This window comes from Bradyrhizobium sp., assembly GCF_004799405.1.
Taxonomy (GTDB): domain Bacteria; phylum Pseudomonadota; class Alphaproteobacteria; order Rhizobiales; family Xanthobacteraceae; genus Bradyrhizobium.
The window spans coordinates 50,486-70,819 of record NZ_SSMW01000110.1 but is presented as its reverse complement, the minus strand read 5'-3'; the positions used below and the strand labels follow the sequence as shown (position 1 = coordinate 70,819).

Annotated in this window: 19 protein-coding genes and 1 tRNA gene; 11 read left to right on the top strand and 9 right to left on the bottom strand. The window is 63.1% G+C overall.

Features of this window, described 5'->3' with window-relative positions:
• The first annotated feature begins 37 nt into the window (after positions 1–37).
• The 3 genes from E7813_RS17095 to E7813_RS17085 all read left to right on the top strand — a co-directional run bounded on the left by E7813_RS17095 (position 38) and on the right by E7813_RS17085 (position 2,089).
• The gene (locus tag E7813_RS17095) at positions 38–778 is read left to right on the top strand and encodes a CoA transferase subunit A (RefSeq protein ID WP_291575801.1); all 741 of its coding nucleotides are present in this window, start codon (positions 38–40) and stop codon (positions 776–778) included.
• A complete protein-coding gene (locus E7813_RS17090) occupies positions 778–1,428 on the top strand; it encodes a 3-oxoacid CoA-transferase subunit B (RefSeq protein WP_291575800.1) in 651 nt (216 codons plus the stop codon). Before E7813_RS17095 ends, E7813_RS17090 begins: the two co-directional genes overlap by 1 nt.
• Positions 1,429–1,624: 196 nt before the next feature.
• On the top strand, positions 1,625–2,089 hold the full coding sequence (locus tag E7813_RS17085; protein ID WP_291575799.1) for a GNAT family N-acetyltransferase: 465 nt from the start codon (positions 1,625–1,627) through the stop codon (positions 2,087–2,089).
• A 132-nt stretch (positions 2,090–2,221) separates the two neighbouring features.
• On the opposite strand, the gene E7813_RS17080 is transcribed toward E7813_RS17085, so the two are convergent.
• From E7813_RS17080 to E7813_RS17070, 3 genes are all read right to left on the bottom strand, one after another.
• Entirely contained in the window at positions 2,222–3,568 is a 1,347-nt protein-coding gene (locus E7813_RS17080) for an MFS transporter (RefSeq protein WP_291575798.1), read from the bottom strand.
• 85 nt (positions 3,569–3,653) lie between these two features.
• Positions 3,654–5,174 (bottom strand): aldehyde dehydrogenase, encoded by a 1,521-nt coding sequence (locus E7813_RS17075; protein ID WP_291575797.1) that lies wholly within the window; start codon positions 5,172–5,174, stop codon positions 3,654–3,656.
• Positions 5,171–5,821 (bottom strand): GntR family transcriptional regulator, encoded by a 651-nt coding sequence (locus E7813_RS17070; protein WP_291575796.1) that lies wholly within the window; start codon positions 5,819–5,821, stop codon positions 5,171–5,173. The genes E7813_RS17075 and E7813_RS17070 overlap by 4 nt, the downstream gene beginning before the upstream one ends.
• A gap of 144 nt (positions 5,822–5,965) precedes the next feature.
• Between E7813_RS17070 and E7813_RS17065 the strand changes: the two genes are divergently transcribed.
• Together E7813_RS17065 and E7813_RS17060 are read left to right on the top strand one after the other, a co-directional pair.
• Entirely contained in the window at positions 5,966–6,757 is a 792-nt protein-coding gene (locus E7813_RS17065) for an alpha/beta fold hydrolase (protein WP_291575795.1), read from the top strand.
• Positions 6,758–6,870: 113 nt separating this feature from the next.
• On the top strand, positions 6,871–7,356 hold the full coding sequence (locus E7813_RS17060; RefSeq protein WP_291575794.1) for a cyclic nucleotide-binding domain-containing protein: 486 nt from the start codon (positions 6,871–6,873) through the stop codon (positions 7,354–7,356).
• On the opposite strand, the gene E7813_RS17055 is transcribed toward E7813_RS17060, so the two are convergent.
• Together E7813_RS17055 and E7813_RS17050 are read right to left on the bottom strand one after the other, a co-directional pair.
• Positions 7,295–8,122: a metallophosphoesterase gene (locus E7813_RS17055; RefSeq protein WP_291575793.1), complete on the bottom strand. Its 828-nt coding sequence runs from the start codon at positions 8,120–8,122 to the stop codon at positions 7,295–7,297. The genes E7813_RS17060 and E7813_RS17055 overlap by 62 nt on opposite strands.
• 132 nt (positions 8,123–8,254) lie before the next feature.
• Positions 8,255–11,443, bottom strand: a complete 3,189-nt coding sequence (locus E7813_RS17050) for a PAS domain-containing protein (protein ID WP_291575791.1) — start codon at positions 11,441–11,443, stop codon at positions 8,255–8,257.
• A gap of 286 nt (positions 11,444–11,729) precedes the next feature.
• On the opposite strand from E7813_RS17050, the gene E7813_RS17045 reads away from it, so the two are divergent.
• From E7813_RS17045 to E7813_RS17035, 3 genes are all read left to right on the top strand, one after another.
• Positions 11,730–12,113 carry a phasin family protein gene (locus tag E7813_RS17045; RefSeq protein ID WP_291575790.1) on the top strand — a complete coding sequence of 128 codons (384 nt, stop codon included), beginning with the start codon at positions 11,730–11,732 and terminating at the stop codon, positions 12,111–12,113.
• 295 nt (positions 12,114–12,408) lie between these two features.
• On the top strand, positions 12,409–12,843 hold the full coding sequence (locus E7813_RS17040; RefSeq protein WP_291575789.1) for a phasin: 435 nt from the start codon (positions 12,409–12,411) through the stop codon (positions 12,841–12,843).
• A gap of 161 nt (positions 12,844–13,004) precedes the next feature.
• Positions 13,005–13,081 (top strand) — tRNA-His (locus E7813_RS17035).
• Positions 13,082–13,160: 79 nt separating this feature from the next.
• Here E7813_RS17035 and E7813_RS17030 read toward each other — a convergent pair.
• The 3 genes from E7813_RS17030 to E7813_RS17020 all read right to left on the bottom strand — a co-directional run bounded on the left by E7813_RS17030 (position 13,161) and on the right by E7813_RS17020 (position 16,175).
• A complete protein-coding gene (locus E7813_RS17030; RefSeq protein WP_291575787.1) occupies positions 13,161–13,757 on the bottom strand; it encodes a hypothetical protein in 597 nt (198 codons plus the stop codon).
• Between the two features lie 52 nt (positions 13,758–13,809).
• Complete coding sequence (locus E7813_RS17025) at positions 13,810–15,489, bottom strand: carbamoyltransferase C-terminal domain-containing protein (protein WP_291575785.1); 1,680 nt, start codon at positions 15,487–15,489, stop codon at positions 13,810–13,812.
• A 218-nt stretch (positions 15,490–15,707) separates the two neighbouring features.
• Complete coding sequence (locus E7813_RS17020) at positions 15,708–16,175, bottom strand: hypothetical protein (protein WP_291575783.1); 468 nt, start codon at positions 16,173–16,175, stop codon at positions 15,708–15,710.
• A gap of 136 nt (positions 16,176–16,311) precedes the next feature.
• Between E7813_RS17020 and E7813_RS17015 the strand changes: the two genes are divergently transcribed.
• Positions 16,312–16,779 (top strand): hypothetical protein, encoded by a 468-nt coding sequence (locus E7813_RS17015; RefSeq protein ID WP_291575781.1) that lies wholly within the window; start codon positions 16,312–16,314, stop codon positions 16,777–16,779.
• Here the strand turns inward: E7813_RS17015 and E7813_RS17010 are convergent.
• On the bottom strand, positions 16,734–17,540 hold the full coding sequence (locus E7813_RS17010; RefSeq protein WP_291575779.1) for an arylamine N-acetyltransferase: 807 nt from the start codon (positions 17,538–17,540) through the stop codon (positions 16,734–16,736). The genes E7813_RS17015 and E7813_RS17010 overlap by 46 nt on opposite strands.
• 258 nt (positions 17,541–17,798) lie before the next feature.
• Here E7813_RS17010 and E7813_RS17005 point away from each other — a divergent pair, with 258 nt between their 5' ends.
• Together E7813_RS17005 and E7813_RS17000 are read left to right on the top strand one after the other, a co-directional pair.
• The gene (locus E7813_RS17005) at positions 17,799–18,215 is read left to right on the top strand and encodes a hypothetical protein (RefSeq protein ID WP_291575777.1); all 417 of its coding nucleotides are present in this window, start codon (positions 17,799–17,801) and stop codon (positions 18,213–18,215) included.
• Between the two features lie 274 nt (positions 18,216–18,489).
• The gene (locus E7813_RS17000; RefSeq protein ID WP_291575776.1) at positions 18,490–20,280 is read left to right on the top strand and encodes a peptide ABC transporter substrate-binding protein; all 1,791 of its coding nucleotides are present in this window, start codon (positions 18,490–18,492) and stop codon (positions 20,278–20,280) included.
• The last annotated feature ends 54 nt before the right edge of the window (positions 20,281–20,334 follow it).

Below are 20,334 nucleotides of genomic sequence, written 5' to 3'. Positions count from 1 at the left end.
TGGCGGTCAGCGCCTTCCCGCATCAGGTCGCATTGCCATGAACAAGGTCTATCCCGACGCCAAATCGGCCCTCGCAGGCATCCTGAAGGACGGCATGATGATCATGTCCGGCGGTTTCGGGCTGTGCGGCATCGCCGAGGTGTTGTCGGATGCGATCCGCGATTCCGGCGTCAAGAATCTCACGGTCATTTCCAACAACGCCGGCGTCGACGGCATCGGGCTCAGCCGGCTGCTGGAGACCCGCCAGATCAAGAAGATGATTTCGTCCTATGTCGGCGAGAACAAGCTGTTCGCCCAGCAGTACCTTGCCGGCGAACTGGAACTCGAATTCAATCCGCAGGGCACGCTAGCCGAGCGCATCCGCGCCGGCGGCGCCGGGATTCCGGCATTCTACACCAAGACCGGCGTCGGCACCCTGATCGCCGAAGGCAAGGAAGAAAAGATTTTCGACGGCGAGAAATACATCATGGAGCGCGGGCTGTTCGCCGATCTCGCGATCATCCACGCCTGGAAGGGCGATACCGCCGGCAATCTCGTCTATCGCAAGACCGCGCGGAATTTCAATCCGATGATGGCGACCGCGGCCCGGGTCACGGTGGCCGAGGTCGAGCAGATCGTTCCGGCCGGCGACATCAATCCGGACCATATCCATACGCCCGGCATCTTCGTCAAGCGCATGATCGAGGTCGGCCGCGGCAACAAGCGGATCGAGTTCCGCAACACCCGCAAGCGCACCAGCGCGCCCGCGCCTGCGGCGGCAACCGGAGTAGAAATCTGATGGCATGGACCCGCGATCAAATGGCCGCCCGCGCCGCCAAGGAATTGCGCGACGGCTATTACGTCAATCTCGGCATCGGCATTCCGACGCTGGTGTCGAACTACATCCCCGACGGCATGGACGTCAGCCTGCAGAGCGAGAACGGCATGCTCGGCATGGGGCCGTTTCCCTATGAGGGCGAGGAAGACGCCGACCTCATCAACGCCGGCAAGCAGACGGTCAGCGAACTGCCCTCGACCAGCTATTTCTCCAGCGCCGAATCCTTCGGCATGGTGCGCGGCGGCCACATCGACCTGTCGATCCTCGGCGCGATGCAGGTGGCGCAGAACGGCGATCTCGCCAACTGGATGATCCCCGGCAAGATGGTCAAGGGCATGGGCGGCGCGATGGATCTGGTCGCCGGCGTCAAGCGCGTGGTGGTGGTGATGGAGCATTCGGCCAAGGACGGCCCGAAGCTTTTGAAGAAATGCAACCTGCCGCTGACCGGCGAGCATGTCGTCGACATGGTGGTGACGGATCTCGCGGTCTTCACCATCGACCGGCACGGCAAGGACGGCATGGCGCTGATCGAGCTTGCCGACGGCGTCACGCTCGACGAAGTGAAGTCGAAGACCGAAGCCGAGTACCGCGTCGCGCTGAAGAACGCGTGACGTGCCATTCGGTGGGGCGGTCGCAGCCTGTGATCCGCGCCGCGCGTCCGGAAGACGCCAGGTTTATTGCCCGTAATATCCTGCCGTCGCAGCGCGGCCCGAGGCCGCGCGGCTGGTTCGACATCGCGCTCGGCTGGCCTGAGCCGCAGTGCATGGCCTTCGTGGAGTGGATTGCCGTCGCGCAACAAAAATCCTGGTGGCACGTTCGCACTTCCTCGTCGCCGAGTTCGATGGCGTACCCGCCGCGTCGCTCTGTGCGCTGCCTGCGGCCGGAATCGGCGTCGCGGCGCGCGCGGCGATTGCTGAAGTCGCCGGGCAGACGGGCCTGAACTCATCCGAACTGGCCGCAATATTTCAGCGCGTCGCATACTCGTCCAAATGTTGGGTGCAGGGCAGCGATAGCGAGTGGCTGCTCGAGCACGCCGCCACGCTGCCGGCCTATCAAGGTCGCGGGCTGATGCAGGCGCTGATCGAACACGCGTTGGACAAGGGCAGGGCCGCGGGCTTTTCGCGCGCCTCGATCTCGTTCCTGATCGGCAACGAGCCGGCCGAGCGATGCTACGCCAGGGCCGGCTTTGCCTTTGCCGAAGAAAAACACGACCCGGCCTTCCAGGCGCTGACCGGCGCGCCGGGTTTCCGCAGGTTTGCGCGAGCGATCTAGTCGGCACCCATCGTCCTGAGGTGCGCGCTCTTGCGCACCTCGAAGGATGTGCTGCAGGCACCTTTTTAGCTTCCATCCTTCGAGGCTCGCTGCGCTCGCACCTCAGGATGACTGCTGCCCACTTCCTTTACATCACGCCGCGGCGGCGGCGACTTCCTCCAGTCCGCGGTTGCGCGTCTCCACGCCCCAGGCCCACACCACCACGATCTGAACCACCACTAGGCCGATCATCAGCCAGACCACGCCCGGCAGTTGGTAGGATGCCATCAGCGCGCCGACGATGAAGGGCGACACCACGGTAGCACCCCGTCCGAGCGTGTTGCAGATGCCGTTGGCGCGCAGTCTGATCTCGGTCGGGAACAGTTCGGTGGTGTAGACGCCGAACAGGATCGCGGTCTGCACATAGATCGCGACGATCAGCACGAAGCCGACCGAGAGCACGATGGTCGGATCCGACGCCGCGCTGAAGCGGGCATAGACATAGCCGCTCACGATGGTGACGATCGACGCGCCGATGATGCTCCAGCGCCGTCCGATGGTGTCGGACAGCCAGGCGCCGAGCGCGCAGCCGACCAGCGACGCCGCCGACAGCACCAGCGTGTAGGCCAGCGAATTCGCGATGGTCAGCCCCTGGCGCAGGAAGAATTGCGGCAGGAAGATCACGAAGCCGAAGATCAGGGTATTGATCGTGATCAGCACCCAGGAACCGACCAGCATCCGCTGCAGCAGCGGCGGCTTCAGCAGGTCGGAGACGCTGACCTGGGGCGCCGGCGGCACGGCCATTGCCGGCGGCAGGATTGCACCGGCCGCGGATTCCTGCTCGATCGACTGCATCAGGGCTTCGGCTTCCGCGCTGCGTCCCTGCGATTCAAGCCAGCGCGGCGACTCCGGGAGATTCTTGCGCAGGTACCAGACGATCAGCGAGCCGACGCCGGCAATGACGAACATCGGACGCCATCCCCAGGCCGGGATGATCAGATAACCGAGCAGGGCAGTCACCGGGAATCCGCATACCGTGAGGAACGCCATCATCGACAGCCAGCGCCCGCGCGTCGCCGGCGGAACGAACTCGGTCAGCGTCGAGTAGCCGACGACGATTTCAGCGCCGAGGCCGAGGCCCTGCACGAAGCGGCAGACGATCAGCTGGTTCATGTCCTGGGCGAAAGCCGCCGCCAGCGACGCCAGCCCGAAGATCAAAAGATTGATCTGATAGGTGAACCGCCGCCCCATCCGGTCGCCGACAAACCCGGTGATCAGCGCGCCCAGCGTCATGCCGACAAAGGTCAGCGAGATGAACTGCAGGTTCTGCGGCACGGTCGAGAATTTGGTCTGGACCGCCGAGGCCAGCACGCCGCCGGCGATATAGAGGTCGTAACCGTCGAAAAACATGCCGGCGCCGACCAGGGCGAAAATCCGGTAGTGGAACGACGAGATCGGAAGCCGGTCGAGACGTGCGCCGGCGTTTACTGCGATAGCCATTGTTGGTTTCCCCCTTGTGATGTCTGGATACGGCACCGGCCTTCTTTGGGCGCGGCATCGCCGCCGGTTTTCAGTTTTATTGGCGCTAGTTCAATCGTCGCTGCCCCGCCGTGTCGCGGTACCAGTCGAACGGCTGGTCGTGGGTCGCCACCATCACGCTCTTGGTGTTGAAGTGATCGTCGAAACTTTCGGAGCCGAATTCGCGCCCGACCCCTGAATCATCGACACCGCCCCAGGGCGAAGCCGGATCGAGCCGGTGATGATCGTTGACCCAGACGATGCCGGCCTTGACCGCGGATGCCAGGCGATGGGCGCGGCCGACGTCGCGGGTGCGGATCGCAGCCGCGAGCCCGAACGGCGAATCATTGGCGAGCCGCAACGCGTCGGCCTCGTCGGTGAACGGCGTCACCGAGGTGAAGGGACCGAATACTTCCTGCTGGAAGATCCGCATATCGGACTTCACGTCCGCAAACACCGTCGGTTCGACGAAGTAACCGTTCTCATGACCGGGCACTTTGGCAGCGTTACCGCCGGTGACCAGCCGCGCGCCGTCCTCGCGGCCGAACCCGCAAAACAGCAACACGCGGTCGCGTTGCCACGCCGAGATCACCGGTCCGAGCTGGGTCGCGGGATCGAAGGGATCGCCGATGCGGATATTTTCCGTCTTGGCCTTCAGCTTCGCCACGAACTCGTCGTAGATCGAGGCCTGCACGATGTGGCGCGCGGCGCAGACGCAGGTCTGGCCGGCGCCGATGAAGGCGCCGAACGCGGCATAGTTGACCGCCTGGTCGACGTCGAAATCGTCGAACACCATGACCGGCGTCTTGCCGCCGAGTTCCAGGGTCTGGTGCGCGAATACTTTCGCGGCCGAGCCCGCGGCGATGCGGCCGGCTTCGGTGCCGCCGGTCAATACCAGCTTGTTGATATCGGGATGCTCGGCCAGCATCTTGCCTGCGCTCTGGCCGAGCCCGCACACGACATTGAACACGCCGGGCGGCAGGCCCGCCTCGCTGAAAATCCGCGCCAGCTTCAGGGTGGTCAGCGGCGTGTATTCCGACGGCTTGACCACGGTGACGCATCCCGTCGCCAGTACCGCGGCCAGCGATTTGCACATGATCATCAAGGGGTGGTTGAACGGCGTGCAGTTGGCGACGATGCCGATCGGCGAGCGCAAGGTGTAGTTCAGATAGGCGCCTTCGACCGGGATGACGGCGTCGCGGCGCGACAGCGCCAATCCGGCAAAGTAGCGGAAGAAATCCGGCAGCCGCGACAGCTGGGCGCGCGTCTCGTTAACCGGACGGCCGTTGTTGAGCGTTCCCAGCCGGTACAGCTGCTCCAGATTGGCCTCGAAGGCATCCGCCAGCCGGTTGACCAGCCGCGCGCGGGCGCGGATGTCCATGCCGCCCCAGGCCTGTCCCTCGAAGGCGGCCCGCGCGCTTTTCATGGCCCGGTCGATATCTTCCGCGGTCGAATCCGGAATCCGCGCGATCACATCGCCGGTGGCGGGATTGCGGACATCGAGCAACCCGGAGCCTGCTTCGACCTCGCGGCCGTCGACGAAATTGCCGTGGATTTCGACCACGGCGGGCCTGGCGGAAATGTTCAAAGGCCGCTCCCTTCGACGATCACCGCGTTGCGCCTGAGCGCCGGCAGCACACGTTTTTCGGTCTGCGCGATATGCGCCTTGATGATGCGCGCCGCTGCCCGGGAATCGCGGCGCTGCATCGCCTCGATCAAGGCGACGTGCTCGGCGACAAGTTGCGCCGGGTCGTGGCCCCGGACATTGGCCACGCTGACGCGCACCAGGCGATCGGCCTGTCCGATCAGATCGCACAGGGCTGAGGCCATGCGGCGGTTGCCCGAGGCATGAGCCAGCGCAGAGTGAAAGCCGCGGTTATAGGCGATGAAGTCCTCGCGGTTGCCCTCGAAGCGCCTGAACGCGTCGAGCGCCTTGAGGACATTCTCCGGCGCACTCTCGATGGCTTGCGCGACGCAGGCGGGCTCCAGCGCCAACCGGAACCGCAACAGGTCGCGCGCATCCGCCAGCGAGATCGGATTGACCCGGTAGCCCTGGCGCGGCTGCACGGTGACGAGATGTTCGCGTTCCAGCCGCAGCAACGCCTCGCGCACCGGCTGGCGGCTGACGACGTAGCGCGCGGCGAGATCCTGCTCCCGCATATCGTCGCCGGGGGCAAGACGGCAGGTCAGAATATCAGACCGCAGGTTTTCATAGACATTGTCGCGCAAAAGCATGGTTTATTTCCCACGATATGCCGATAACCTTGCAGCCGTGAAATATCACGTCAAGCGACAAAGGTTGGAATAGGCCGAATTTTGATTTATCAGTCGGGTCTGATCGCGCGGCGCCGCTGTCGCGGCTTTGAAAATGAGTGACGCATGGACCGACTTTTCGCCAACGGCACCGTCAACGCCGCGCAGTTCGGCAACGGGCCGCCGCTTTTCCTGTTGCATTCGCTGTTGTCGGATCGCGCGAGTTTCGACGCCGTCATTCCGGTTTTGTCGCAGTCGTTCCGCCTGATCGTTCCCGAACTGCCGGGCTTCGGCCAGTCCGCGGCCGTCAACGGCGATTTTGTCGCCGTCGCCGACCGGATGGCCGAGGCGGTGAAAGAGGCCGCCGGCGGCGAGAGTACAATCGTGCTCGGCAATGGTTATGGCGGGTTCGTCGCGCTGCAAATGGCCATTCGCCATCCCGGCATCGCCACCCGGCTCATTCTCGCCGATTGCGGGGCGGCGTTTTCGCCAGGCGGCCGCGAGGCCTTTCGCAATATGGCGGCGGCCTCGAAGGCCAAGGGATTGGCCGCAATTACCGACGTCGCGATGCGCCGGCTGTTTGCGCCGGAATTCCAGGCCCGGCATCCGGACCTGATGCGCGAGCGCCGCGAGGCGTTCCTGCGGACCGACCCGTATGTGTTCCGCGCGGCCTGCGCCGCGCTGGCGCAGCTCGACCTCCGGCCCGAGCTTGAAAGAGTCAAGGTTCCCGTGCTGGTGCTGGTCGGCGAACATGACGAGGCGACGCCGCCGCCGATGTCGCATGAACTGGCCGCGGGCCTGCCGAACGCGCGTCTCCAGGTCATTCCGGGTTGCGCGCATGTGCCGCAGCTGCAATCGCCCGGGGTTTTTCTGGAGGCGATCCGCGATTTCTTGCCGGTATCGCAAAGTGCCGCGTGAGATCGGCCCGCTTTGTTTGGCTTCGCCTGCTGACAATTTGAGCAGGGCGAATACATTATCCGTTCGACGATGGCATGGCTGATGCCTAGTCTTGTGACGGGAGTGCCCGCTGGATGCGTACAATTCTGGACTATTGCAGCGGGGGAGTTCAGCGGGCGGTGCCCGCGGGAACGCTCATCATCCACGAAGGCGGAACCACCGGACATCTCTATGTCCTGATCGAGGGACGGCTCGAGGTCATCAAGGGCGACACCGTGGTCGCCAGCATCACCGAACCCGGCGCGGTGGTCGGAGAAATGTCGTTTCTGCTCGACAAGCCGCACACCGCGACGGTGCGCGCGGCGTCGGCTTCGACGGTTTACGAATTCGACGACGCCGCCTCGTTTCTGCGCGATCAGCCGGCCGTGGCGCTATTGATCGCGCGTCTGCTGGCGCAGCGTCTCAATGTCGCCACCACCTATCTCGCCGACATCATGCATCAATACGCCGGTCACGGCGATCACCTGTCGATGGTCGGCGAAATCCTGCAGAGCATGATCAACCTGCCGCCGACAACGGTCTCGCCAGGTTCGGATCTGCAATCCGACCCAAGGATGTGAACCACGCCGGCGGATCGGTCATCGGCGCCGCCGGCCGCTGTATCGGCGCGTTGAGGTCGATATATTGCTCGTCGCCGATCGGCAGCCAGAATGCCATTCCGGCATCGATGTCGAGCACCATGTAGACCGGCGGCCTCCCGGGCTGAAGGCCGCCATTGAATACCCAGGTGTTTCCGATTCGGTCGAACCACGATCCATCGGGGATGAACGGCGATTGATGCACATGGCCCGAGATCACCATTGAAGGCTGGTAGGTCTCGATCCGCTGCGCCAGATCGACGTCGCCGAAAAAGCGCTTGCCGCCCCAACTGGTGGGCGAATTCGCCGGCGGCGCATGATGCACCCAGACCCATCGCTTTAAACGTTTCGGGGCGGTCTCGCGAAGCTGCTGCTCGAGTCCCTGCTTGACCAAAGGCCCATCCCACCAAGGAAGTACCGTGAACAGCGTGTCGCCGATCGTCAGGCTGTCGCCGTCGCAGGCGATGCCGAGCTGGCGCACCTCGGCGATCCATCTTGAAATCTTCTCGCCCTCGGCATTGCGTTCGTCGAGGTCGTGATTTCCCGAGCAGAGGATCACCCTGGTGACGCCGGACAGCAGCGACAGGTACTTTTTCACGACGACGATCTGGGCGCGAAAGTCGACATAGGATCCGATGTCGAGCGCGTCGCCGGCGAAGATCACCAGGTCGAAACTGGGAGCGGCGCTCAGCAGCCAGTCCAGTTGGGGCAGCGAATAATGCAGGTCGGCGACGACAAGGCAACGCATGCTCAAAAGATCCGTTCGGAATCAAAATTGCGCGATCTCTCGGCACTTGTATTCAATGCCGCGGCAATATCCATATCCGATGGGACCGATCAAGCGCGACAGATTCCCGCACGGGCGGGTGGGCGCGCGAAATCAGGCGTTGGCGATCGCATGGGTGAACACCACCTCGACCAGCGTGCCGGAATGCGCGCCGGTCTTGATCGCGAATTTGGCGCGGTTGGCTTCGACCAGCGCCTTGGTCAGCGACAGGCTGACGCCGGAACCGTCGGAGGCCTGGTCCGACGGCGCCGGGGTGCGGAACGGCTCCAGCGCGGCGGCGACCTCGTCGTCGTTGAGCCCGTGGCCGGTATCGCGGACTCGCAACACCACTTCGCCGAAATCCGACAGCGCGGTGGAGACGATGACCTGGCCGCCGGCATTGGCGAGATGAATCGAGCTGCCGATCAGGTTCAGGATGATCTGGCGCAGGGCGCGGACGTCGGCGACCACCGGCGGCAGCATATGCGCCAGCGAGGTGCGGATGATGATGCGTTCGCGATTGGCCTGCGGCTGCATCACGGCGACGCATTGCTCGACCAGGTCATTGAGGTTCTGGTTGGCGAAGGTGAGGTCGAGCTTGCCGGTCTCGATCCGCGACAGGTCGAGCAGGTCGTTGACGATGGCGATCACGCGCTCGCCGGATGCGCGGATGTCCTTCATGTATTCGACGTAACGCTCGTTGCCGAGCTTGCCGAACCGCTCGCCGATCATCACCTCGGCAAAGCCGATGATGGCGTTGAGCGGCATGCGGACCTCATGGCTGATCCGCGCCAGCATGTCGGCCTTGGCGCTGGCCGCGCGATCGGTCAGCCGCCGCGCCTGCTGCAACTCGCTCTCGCTCTTTTTGCTTTGCGACAGGTCGCGGAACACCGCGAAGAAATTCGGGCTGTCGGCTTGCGTCCGTCCCATCGTCATCGACAGCGGGATGAGACCGCCGCCATGGACGCGGCCCAGCACCTCGCGTCCGTGATCGAGCAGGCTGGCGGCGGCGGCGTCCCCGGTGCTTTGCAGATAATCCCTGACCGCGCGCTGGCTTTCCGGCGCGAACAGCTCGGCGAGATTGCGTTGCACAAGCTCGGGACCGTCATAGCCGAACAGCGCCTCGGCGCTGCGATTGCACGAATTGATGTTGCCCTCGGCGTCGAACATCATGACGCCTTCGGCCGTGGTGTCGAGGATGGCGCCGAGTTCCTCGGCAGCGGCGTGACCGGCTTCCGGGGGCGCTGCGACGGGAGCCGTGCCGGTGAGGGCGGCGGCGACGCTGCCGGTTTGGGCGCCCGAGAAAATCAGCGCCAGTGCCGAATCCTGGTCCCATGAAATCGTGAACAGATGCGCTTCGGTCGCCGACGACGGCGCGTGTTGCGACGGGGATTGGCTCGCAGAGATCGTCACCGGCGTGCCGGTAGTCGAAGTGCTGCTGGCGCTCGATACGCCGGGTTCGACATAGAGAGCGTCGAGGCCGCCGGCTTCTTCCAGCGCATACAGGGTCTGATACCCCATGCGGTCGAGAAAGGCGCGGTTGGCGTAGAGCAGCCGGTCGAGCCGGTAGATCAGCACGCCGACGGGAACAAGATCGAGCAGCATCTTGTCGCGCCCGGTTTCGCCGCGCGCCGGCGGCTCCGGGGGCGCCAGCCATTCCGGTTGTTCGCTCACGGGTTCGGTCATGTCGGCCGTGGCCGGCGGACCAACGACAGCTTCGGGAGCCGCGGCTGTTTCAGGCGTGGCGGGCGCGCCGTCGTCGGTGTCGAGCCGCGCCGACAATTGCCGGGCGAGTTCGTTGAAGGCGCTGTTTTCAACCGGCGTCAGGACCGGCGATTTCGGTTCGCCGATCGGTCGAAACGGCAGGACGTTCAGCATTTCGTTGGGGGTTTCCACGGGCGTTTCCACATCGGTTTGTTGTGAAGTCTCGGAAGCAATCGAGGCAGGAGTTTGGGTTTCGGCTGGCCGGTCTGTGGCAGGCGTGCCGGCCAGGAGGGATTCATCGCGGCGCGCTGCTTCAAGCCGCGTCAGCGCGTCGAGATCGCGGCAAACGCCGAAGCCGCGATAGCCGCTGAAATGGCGCGCGCGATCGAACACCGGCAACCCGGACAATTCCACCGGCAACCGGGCGCCGCCGTCGACGGGCCAGTTCAAGATGATGCCGCTCCAGGTCTCCCGCGTGGCGATCGCCTTGACGACGCGGCCATCGGGATCGAGGCCGAATGCTTCGGCGATGTCGCTCCACAACCGGCCAAAGCCTGCGGCGGTGCGTTCGCCGATCAGGTGGCTGAATTCGTCGGAGCCGAGCGAGAAGCGGCCCTCGGCATCCATCTGCCATGTGAAGCGCAGCGGCTGCCGGCGCGGGGCGGGCTCGGCGGCCGGTTCATCGGCGACCGCTTCGACATAGGGCGAGGGTTCATGCGGCTGGTCGGGGGCGCTGGCTTCGGCAACGGGTTCGACGGCTGCCGCAACCTGTGATTCCGCGAATTCGTCGATCAACGCGAATTCGGCCGGGGCTTCGCCGGTCGTGGCGGGCTGTTCGTAATCGGGGATCGTCGCGGTCGGCGGCTCTACCGGTTCGACCGCTGCGGCCACCGGCAATGGCGGTGCGATATGCCGGAGATGTCCGGCTGAGGTTGCGCCCGGCGCAAACAGCGCCACGAGGCCGACATCCGCGCCGCGGCCGACACGCTGCAGCACCATGTGACCGATGCCGATCGGGGTCTCGGCGCGGCCCTGCTTCAGCGCGTCGCTGCGCGCCTCGCCAAGGCCTGCCTCGCCAAGGCCTGCTTCGGCAAGGTTGGCAAAACCGGGCAGCGATCGCGCGGCGTCGCTGGCGCCGACCAACTGGCCGTCGCGCGCAAAGGCCGCAACCGGCCCATCGATCCCTTCGACCAGCCGTTGCAGCCGCTCAGCCAGCGGCATCGCGCGCCCGGCGGCTTCGGCGGCCGCCACCAGGATGCCGTGGCTGCCATCGGCAAAATCCAGCCGCGCGCAGCCGCAGGTGACGAGGGTGCCGAGGGTCGCGCCAAAGCCGCGCATTCGCTCCAGCCGGATCGCGCCGCTTGACGGCAGCCGGCCTGCGAGTTGCGCCACCTGTCGCCGATGTTGATCGGCCGGTCCGAAGGTCTGCTCGGCCAGTGCAGCGCCATTGGCGGCGCCGAACAGCCCGGCGCCGACCGGGTTGGCCCACAGAATCCGCGTGCCGTCGCTCGACCACAGCCATGCCGGCAAGGCACTCGTCGCGTGCACCGCCAGTCGCGGATCGCTGACGCCCTGCAACTGGAATTCCGCATGATTCATGGTGGATGACGTGACCAATGGGTTTGGCCGCGCGCATCAAGGGCGCCGCAACGCGACGGCCAGGCGGCAACAGCCTTAACGAACCGTTAGTATCGCCCGCGCGGGAGTTCAGGTCCACGGCCTGCCGGTCGCGGAAACCTTCAATGCGGCGATAACCTTAACCCGTCTGAACCCTGGTTTGGGTCATCGCGTTGAGTTGTTTCAGTTGGACCGTTGCAAAAGCCGATCCATCGGTCACGATGGGGAACCGATGGGGGGCGCCGCCAACTTAAACAGGAGTGGGACCATGACTGAGGATGGACGTAACCGTTTCGAGATTCCAAAGGAAATACGATCGATGGCCGAGGCGAGCCTCGATCAGGCCCGCCAGACCTTCGAGAAATTCGTCGCCAGCGCGCAGCAGACCGCCGGATCGATCGAGGAGCGGGGTGCCACAGTGCGCGCCGGCGCCAAGGACATCGGCGCCAAGGCGATTTCCTATGCCGAAAAGAACGTGCAGTCGTCGCTGGATTTTGCCCAGGCGTTGCTGAAGGCCAAGGACCTGACCGAAGTGATGCGGCTCCATAGCGAATTTATTCAGGCCCAGATGCGGTCGCTGGCCGAGCAGGCGAGTGAAATGGGCCAGGCCGTCAGCCGCGCGGCGATGGATGCGGCCAAGCCGAAAAGCTGAGGCGTTTCAGAGACCTTGAGCTGCAACGGGGAGGGATTTCGGCCCACTTGGACCCAAGGCTTCGCCTTGCCTTAGATGGGGCGCGCCAGGGCAGAAATGTGGCATCGCACCTTAAATTTCGTTGCATTGCACAAAATTGACATGATAGGGGTATTACGTCTCGGTTGCCCGACGAAGGGCACTCCCTCTGCGTGACTGGTCGACATTTCCTCCGGCCCTTTTTGCCCCCGGCAAGTTTGGCCGCCGAGCGTTCGCAGGGGTTAGCTTTGTTTCACCCCATTGAAGGACGCATGCCATGGCAAATCCCAACGATCCGTTCTCCGCTTCCGTCATCCCGTTTGAAGTCCCCGAACAGATGCGCGCGTTCGCCGAGAAGGGCGTTTCGCAGGCCCGCGACAACTACGCCAAGTTCAAGGACGTCGCCGAGACCCATAACGGCACCATCGAAGCGGTGTTCTCCAGCGCCAGCAAGGGCGCCAGCGAATTCTCCGCCAAGCTGATGGAATTCATGAAATCCAACACCACTGCTACTCTCGACTTCGCGCAGGCGCTGATCGGCGTGAAATCGCCCTCGGAAGCAATCGAGCTGTGGAGCTCGCATGCCAAGAAGCAGTTCGAGGCGTTCACCGCCAACACCAAGGAACTCGCCGAACTGAGCCAGAAGGTCGCGACCGAGACGGTCGAGCCGATCAAGGCCAACGCGTCGAAGTTGTTCAAGCCCGCCGCCTGATCGCGCACCGTTCCCGTTCAAAAAAGCCCGGGCGGTCAGCCCGGGCTTTTGTTTGCGCGTTGTCATTGCATTCGCAGGGACGTTTCCCGGCCTTGCCAAAGACAGGCGTTGCACCTAGTTTCCGCCCCGATCGGCGACCCTTTTTCGGGGCCGACAAGGATGCAGTTGTAGCTCAGTTGGTTAGAGCGCCTGTCTGTGGAACAGGAGGTCGGTGGTTCGAGCCCACCCAACTGTACCAATAAAACCGGCCTTTCCTGCATCCGTCCTGTGAATATCCCGTGAGTCGAAGCGAAGGCCGCCGCGCCAGGCGTCCGACATCAGGCAGCGGGATCCATCAATCTCCGCGGAAGATTGCGAAGCCGGTTCGGGATCAGCAGATTGTTTCGCAGCCGCATCACGCGAAATTGGGGACCGTCTTCCACGATCTTGAAAAGGGTCAGTATCGGCTGATAGCGGGTGCGGCGGTAATCGTGCAGCACCACGATGGTGTGTCGGTGGCACAGCAAGGACGCCACGAACGCACATTCCATTCTTCGCCGGCCGTCGATGAAGATGAAATCGAATTTCGTTCCGAAACTGAGCGGAAGCGTCGAGTAGTTCAAACCCGCGTCGCGGTCACTTTCGGCGGTTCCGCGCAAATCGATGGTGAAAGGCCGGAAGCCGCTCCAGTCCGGAAGCTGCGGCAACAACTCGGCCATGTAGGGCTTGTTGTCGTCGAGGGAAAAGAAACGGTCGAGCGACAATTCTTTTCGCCACTGCAGGATTGCCATCGTGCTGAGGCCGACGCCCCATTCCAGATAGGCCCGCGTTCGTGGCTTGACGTATCTCAGCAGGATGCGTCGCAATTCGGAAAGATAGTCGGACCCGTAACAATCGTCCGGCCGCGTTTCGCCAAAAAGAACGATTTCCGCCATGCCCTGAAGCTACACCTGCAACTTCCCCGGGAGCAACATCGAGACCGCGGATTCATTTCCGCGCGGTCAGACAGACATCGTCCATGAACAGCGCATCGATGCCCGACTTGCGGAACGTGACGATCGCGTCGGTCGGTGTGCACACGATCGGCTCGCTGTCGTTGAAGGACGTGTTGATGACGAGCGGCACGCCGGTTCGCGCAAAGAAGCAGGATATCAGCTCGTGAAAGCGCGGATTTGATTCGCGCCGCACCAGCTGCACCCGGGCGCTGCCGTCGCGGTGCAGGACGGCGGGGATGCGATTGCGCTGCTCGGGCCTGACCGGACATGCAAACAGCATGAATTCGTGACTCCTGGTGTGGGCGCCGACCTCGAACCATTCGTCGGCGTGTTCGGCCAGCACGCTCGGTGCGAAGGGGCGGAAGTCCTCGCGGTGCTTGACCATTTGATTGAGGATGTTGCGCATGTCCGGGCGGCGCGGATCGGCGAGCAGCGACCGGTTGCCCAGCGCGCGCGGCCCGAACTCCATGCGCCCCTGAAACCAGGCGACGATCTTGCCGTCCGCCACCATGTCGGCGGCGTCGCGCGCCGGGGACTTGCTGCGCCGGGGCTTCAGACCGGCCGACTCGACCGCCGCCAGGATTTCGCGCCGGTTGAACGCGGGACCCAGATAGGGCGTGGAGCTGCCGCGCCCGGGGCGGGATTTCTGCTTGGCGCAATGCACGGCAAAGGCGGCTCCAACAGCGGTGCCTGCATCGTGCGGCGCGGTGGGTATGAACACATCGGAAAAATCGCCGGATTTCCGGATCAGGTCATTGGTCACGCAATTGAGCGCGACGCCGCCGGCAAAGCACAGTTTGTCGAGCGGCACCTTGCGCTTGAGGCGCCGGACCATCGCCAGCACCGCCGCATTGGTGGCCTCCTGGAGGGCCGCCGCGATATCGGCATGTCGCGGCAGCATTCCCGTACCCGGCTCCCAAGGCGGACCGAGCAAGCTCTCTATCCGGCTCGACTTGGCCGATTGAAAGCCGATCGCCTCCGGGTCCACGGCATATTTATCCTTGCCGACCTGCACGATCGACTGGAATGCGCGATGGAAGACCTCGGGATTGCCGTAGGCGGCGAGGCCCATGACCTTCGAGGCGTCGTAGGTCGAAAAGCCGATATAGTTGCAGACGATCTCCCATACAAAGCCAAGCGAATGTGGATAGTCGAATGTCTCGACCGGCTCGATGCGCCCCTCGATTCCCTTCCACAGCGTCGTGCCGGCGGCCTCGCCGATGCCATCGATGACGAGGATGGCCGCGCCATCGAAGCCTGACGGGAAATAGGCCGAGGCGGCATGGGCCAGATGGTGGGGGACGAAATGAAATCGTTGCCCAAGCCGGCGTCCAAGAACATCGTCGGCGACGCCGCGCACCTGGCCGAGCCGCAGCAGGAAGACCTCCTCGAACCGCGGATCCGCCCACCACTGCGGGCGAAATCGCTTTCGGCGCAGTTGCGGGTCGAACGAATATGCCACGTGATCGATATCGCGGGCGGTGAGCCCGGCATAATTCAGGCAGAAGCGGATCGCCTGTTCGGGGAATTGATGCGGGTTGTCGACATCGGGCAGCTTGCCGTACTTGATGCGATTGAACCGCTCTTCCTCGACGGCGACGACGAGCTTGCCGTCGACGAGCAGTGCCGCGGCCGAGTCGTGATACACGGAATTGATTCCAAGAATGTTCACGCGTCCTCCTTTGCTCGCATCATTCCTTCCGCCCTGCGACCATCGTCATGGCTCTCCTTGATCGCCATGTCCGCGCTGCCAGTAACGGACATTTGCACCGCGACGATAACTGCCGCCGGCGCCAGTCCCCAGGGATCATCATGTCGCGGTCTAGTGTCCAAGCTCGACATCCGGAAGACGCCGGGAGCCGCCGTCAGTCCGGGCGAGAGGGCGTGCAATCATGCAGGCGATAAGCCGAACGCCCCGACAGGCACGTAGTCGCCGTCGCTTTCCTTTGCCTGGCTGGAACCTCGCTTTCTGCGACTCTCGCTATTCGCGCGGCGATGACGGAAATCCAAACGCCGCAGGCTGGTCAGAGCGCCGCTGACGCAACTGATTGCCAACTCGACCGTCCTTTTCAAAACGTACAGTACCACTCCCACCCGTCCGATCATGCTGAGCAGGAATACCATCGCAAAAACGTCAATGTAGGCCAGCAAATCGCCCACCAGCATCAGCTCGGGAGGGATAGGTATCCTGTGCAAGTAAGCAAAGACAAGAATCACTACGGGGATGAAGGCGATGACTTCCCTCAGTGTCACTCGGTCCAAAGCCGCCGCAAGCTGCACGACGAAAACATCCCAAAGCCAATCGCCGAAAGCCGCCGGCTTATCGACAGTCCACTTCCTCCACAATCCATGTTTCATAGCTGCTCTCGCCATCGAACCACAGGTAAAGAACATTCTCACGTTTCGAACAGGTTTGAGCAAGGACCAAGATCGCGCTCTTGCACGAACATATGCCCTTTACCGAACCGCTTTCACCTCTGAAGGTACTCACCGGATGGAAGGTCCGTTCCGGGTCAAACGCGGTCCTGACGGCGCGAGCCTTTGCCCTGGGAAGGATCGGGGATCCACGGTTCGGAATGCGATGCTAGTAATTCTGGTAGGAAAAATAGAGCAGCACGATTCCAGCTCCGGTGAAGAACAGGCTGAAAATATTACGTATCGCGAAAATGGCCCGCTCCTGTCCCAAAATACGGACCCACATCTGTCCCCTGCGATCCTTGGTAACCATCCAGACGGCAAATCGGGGACTGGCAATATACGCAACGCCAAGTCCGAGGCAGAAAACCGCAAGCATCAAAAGCAGGAAATAGGTTGGCATTCGAAATCAACCCTGCTCATCGAAGGACGGGCGCTCACCCTGATCTTAAATTACGCCATGTGGAATGTGGGCGCGCCGTTCTTCATGGCGATTTGCCTTTACTGCCAGCCAGGCACGCCATCCACGCGCATCGTCTCGAGTTGAGGCAGATCGAAGCCGAAGTGCTGTGCGACAAGCGAACGCAGGGCTTTGCGATCCTCCAACTGCGTGGCCTCGGCGACACCATTGCGGATCACGTGGACGCCTTGGTTCATGACGTTAACACGGCCCTCCCTGGTTGCGGCGCTGGCGAGGATGTTGTGGGTGAAGAAGGAGGCCGGATGGGTAGCGATGTAGTGGTTCATCATCTCGAAATCGACGGGATGTTCCTCTTCCATGGTCGACACCCAGCCCTGGATCTCTTCGCCGTCACGGGCGACGTAGAGGAACCAATCATTGCCTTCGCGGACGAGGCGGTGCGTGGGGGCGCCGGTCGGGATTGGAGTGCCGTCGATCGGGATAGGTTGGGGGCAGGCGAAGGGGCCGAAGCCAGGATCGACGACGTAGGTAGTGCCGCCGGTTGTGACCGTGAGGAACATGTGCTGGCGCACACTTTCGTGGCGCGGTTCGAAAAGCAGGACGCGGGAAGCGTGTCTCACGGGGTTAAAGCCGATCGCCCCAAGTGCGGCATACATCAGGCTTGCGTGTTCGAAGCAATAGCCGCCACGACGGGCGGTGACGATCTTGGCTTGCAGACTTTCGGGGTCAAGGCGAATTGGGCGACCGAGCAGGACGTCGAAGCTTTCGAAGGGGATGTGGGCGTTATGGTCGCGCAGGATGGCGGCGAGGGTATCGTAGGTCGCGGTGCGGGGGCCGGAGTAATTGATGCGCGCAAGGTAAGCGTCGAGGTCCAGGGGTTGCGCCATCTTGTTCTGGCTCCTAACGCTTGCAGGGTGTTCATCGTGCAAGTGAGGATAGCGCTTTGGCGCGGAGACGACAATCAGGTTGCCTGCCGCCGGCATGTCCCGGTTGGCGCCAACGAGAGACCCAGAGAGCTTCGCTATTCGATCACCCGTCGGCGGAGGCGGACCTCCGGCGCGGGCACGGCCTAATCCTGTGCCACCCTGGGGGAACAACCGGTTGCCACTGACGTTGGTGAGGCCGTACCCACATGCGGTTTTCAGATGCAAAAGTCATTCATGATCGCCTGCAGCCTGGTAGTCGCATTGTCGGTGGCGGGCTGTTCCGGACCGAAGGGCGACAAGGGCGACAAAGGCGATAAAGGCGACCCCGGCCTCGCCGGTCCGAATGGGCCTGCCGGACCGCAAGGCCCGCAAGGTCCTCCCGGAAAAAACGGTGAAAACGGCGTGTCGCCGCCACCCCAATTCCGTGTTGTCAGGTCGTCCTCCGATGGAGGTGTGTCGCGGCCAGCGATGTGCGGGATCGACGAGGTGATGGTGAGCGCGACCTGTCTGTCGAAAACCGGGTCGGCGGATCAGGCGCCCAAAACACTCGGTGACAGCGGTGCTGCCTGCGATCCGCGTTCCGGTCAGTCCGAGATCCCAAGCGTGGTGATCCTGTGCGCCAAGCGCGAACCGTGATCCGAAGCCAGGCTTCGACGCCCGCCGCGTCGCAGGTCTTGCGATCTCTCCGCCCGTCGATGGTCAAGCCGAGCAACCCGTCGCTATTGTCCATCACCTGGATAGCAGCAGCATCCAGCGGGCTGGCTGAAGCGGCCGCGGACGCGGTGTTGGCCCGGATCCTGCTTTGACAGGGTGGTCGTAACCTGATCCATTTCCAGCCACTCCGGGCTTCTGCGATGCAGGGGCATCGAGAGGTGAATCAACCATTGCGCATCAGCGAGGAGCCGAACCGATGAATGAGCGGGACCTTCGAAACCTGATTGCAGATGTCAAGACCGGCCGATTGTCGCGGCGGGCCTTTGTCCAGCGGATGATTGCGCTTGGCCTGACGGCGCCGATGGCCGGCATGATGCTGGGCCATTCCGGGGTGGCGATGGCTGCGACCCCGATCCCGTACAAGCCGACCAAGGCCGGCGGCGGCGGGCCCCTTAAACTTTTGTATTGGCAGGCGGTGACCCTGCTCAATCCGCATTTTGCCGTTGGAACCAAGGATCAGGAGGGCTCCCGGATCTTTTACGAGCCGCTGGCGGGATGGGACAGCGAAGGCAGTCTGGTTCCGGTGCTGGCCGCCGAGATTCCGAGCAAAGACACCGGCAGCCTCCCCGAGGATGGGCTCTCGGTGGTCTGGAAGTTGAAGAAGGGCGTCAAATGGCATGACGGGGCGCCGTTCACGGCGGACGATGTTGTGTTCACGTGGGAGTATGCGCGAACGCCCGAAACTGCAGCCGTCACGGTCGCCAGCTACAAGGATATCAAGGTCGAGAAGATCGACGACTTTACCGTTCGCGTGATCTTCGCAAAGCCGACGCCGTTCTGGGCCGACGCCTTTGTCGGCGCGTCCGGCATGATCATCCCAAAACACCTGTTTGCGGACTATATCGGAGGCAAGTCGCGCGACGCGCCGACCAACCTGAAGCCGGTGGGCACTGGGGCTTACCTGTTCGTCGACTTCAAGCCGGGCGACACCGTCAGCGCCAGGCTCAATCCCGACTATCACGTTCCGAACCGGCCCTATTTCGATACGCTGGAAGTCAAGGGCGGCGGCGACGCGGTGTCGGCGGCGCGCGCGGTGTTGCAGACCGGCGAATATGATTACGCGTGGAACATGCAGGTGGAAGACGAAATCCTGTCCAAGCTCGAGAGCAGCGGCAAGGGCAAGGTCAGCATCGTACCGACCGGCAATGTCGAATTCATCATGCTCAATGTGACCGATCCGGCGGTCGAGGTTGACGGCGAGCGCGCGAGCATCAAAACCAAACATCCGCTGTTCAGCGACCCGGCGGTGCGCCAGGCCGTCAACCTTTTGATCGATCGCGGATCGATCGAAAAATTCATCTACGGCCGCACCGCTGTCGCCACGGCCAACTTCCTGAACAATCCGGAACGCTTCCAGTCGAAGAATACCAAATTCGAGTTCAACATCGAGAAGGCCAATCAGGTTCTCGAGGCCGCCGGCTGGAAAAAAGGCTCCGACGGTATTCGTGCGAAGGACGGCAAAGCGCTGAAATTCGTATTCCAGACCTCCATCAACGCGCCGCGCCAGAAGACCCAGGCCATCATCAAGCAGGCGTGCCAGAAGGCGGGCATCGACATCGAGCTCAAATCGGTCGTCGGATCGGTATTCTTCTCGTCCGACACCGCCAACCCCGATACCTACCCGCATTTCTACTGCGACGCGCAGATGTACACCACCACCATGCTGCAGCCTGATCCGCAGCTCTTCATGAATCAGTGCGTATCATGGGAAGTGGCGACCAAGGACAACAAGTGGCAGGGGCGCAATGTCTCGCGCTGGCAAAACAAGGAGTACGACGATCTCTATCATCAGGCCGAACGCGAGCTCGACCCGGTGAAGCGGGCGGCGATGTATATCAAGCTCAACGACATGGCGGTCGGCGACAACTATATCCAGCCCGTCGTCTACCGGCCAAGGGTCACGGCCCTGAGCGGCAGCCTGACCGCGCATCTCAGCGGCTGGGACAACGACTTGTACCAGCTTGCGAGCTGGTATCGGGAGGCGTGAGGTCAAGCATGAGACTTGCGATGCGCAAAACCTGAACGGGCGAGGGCAGAGCGA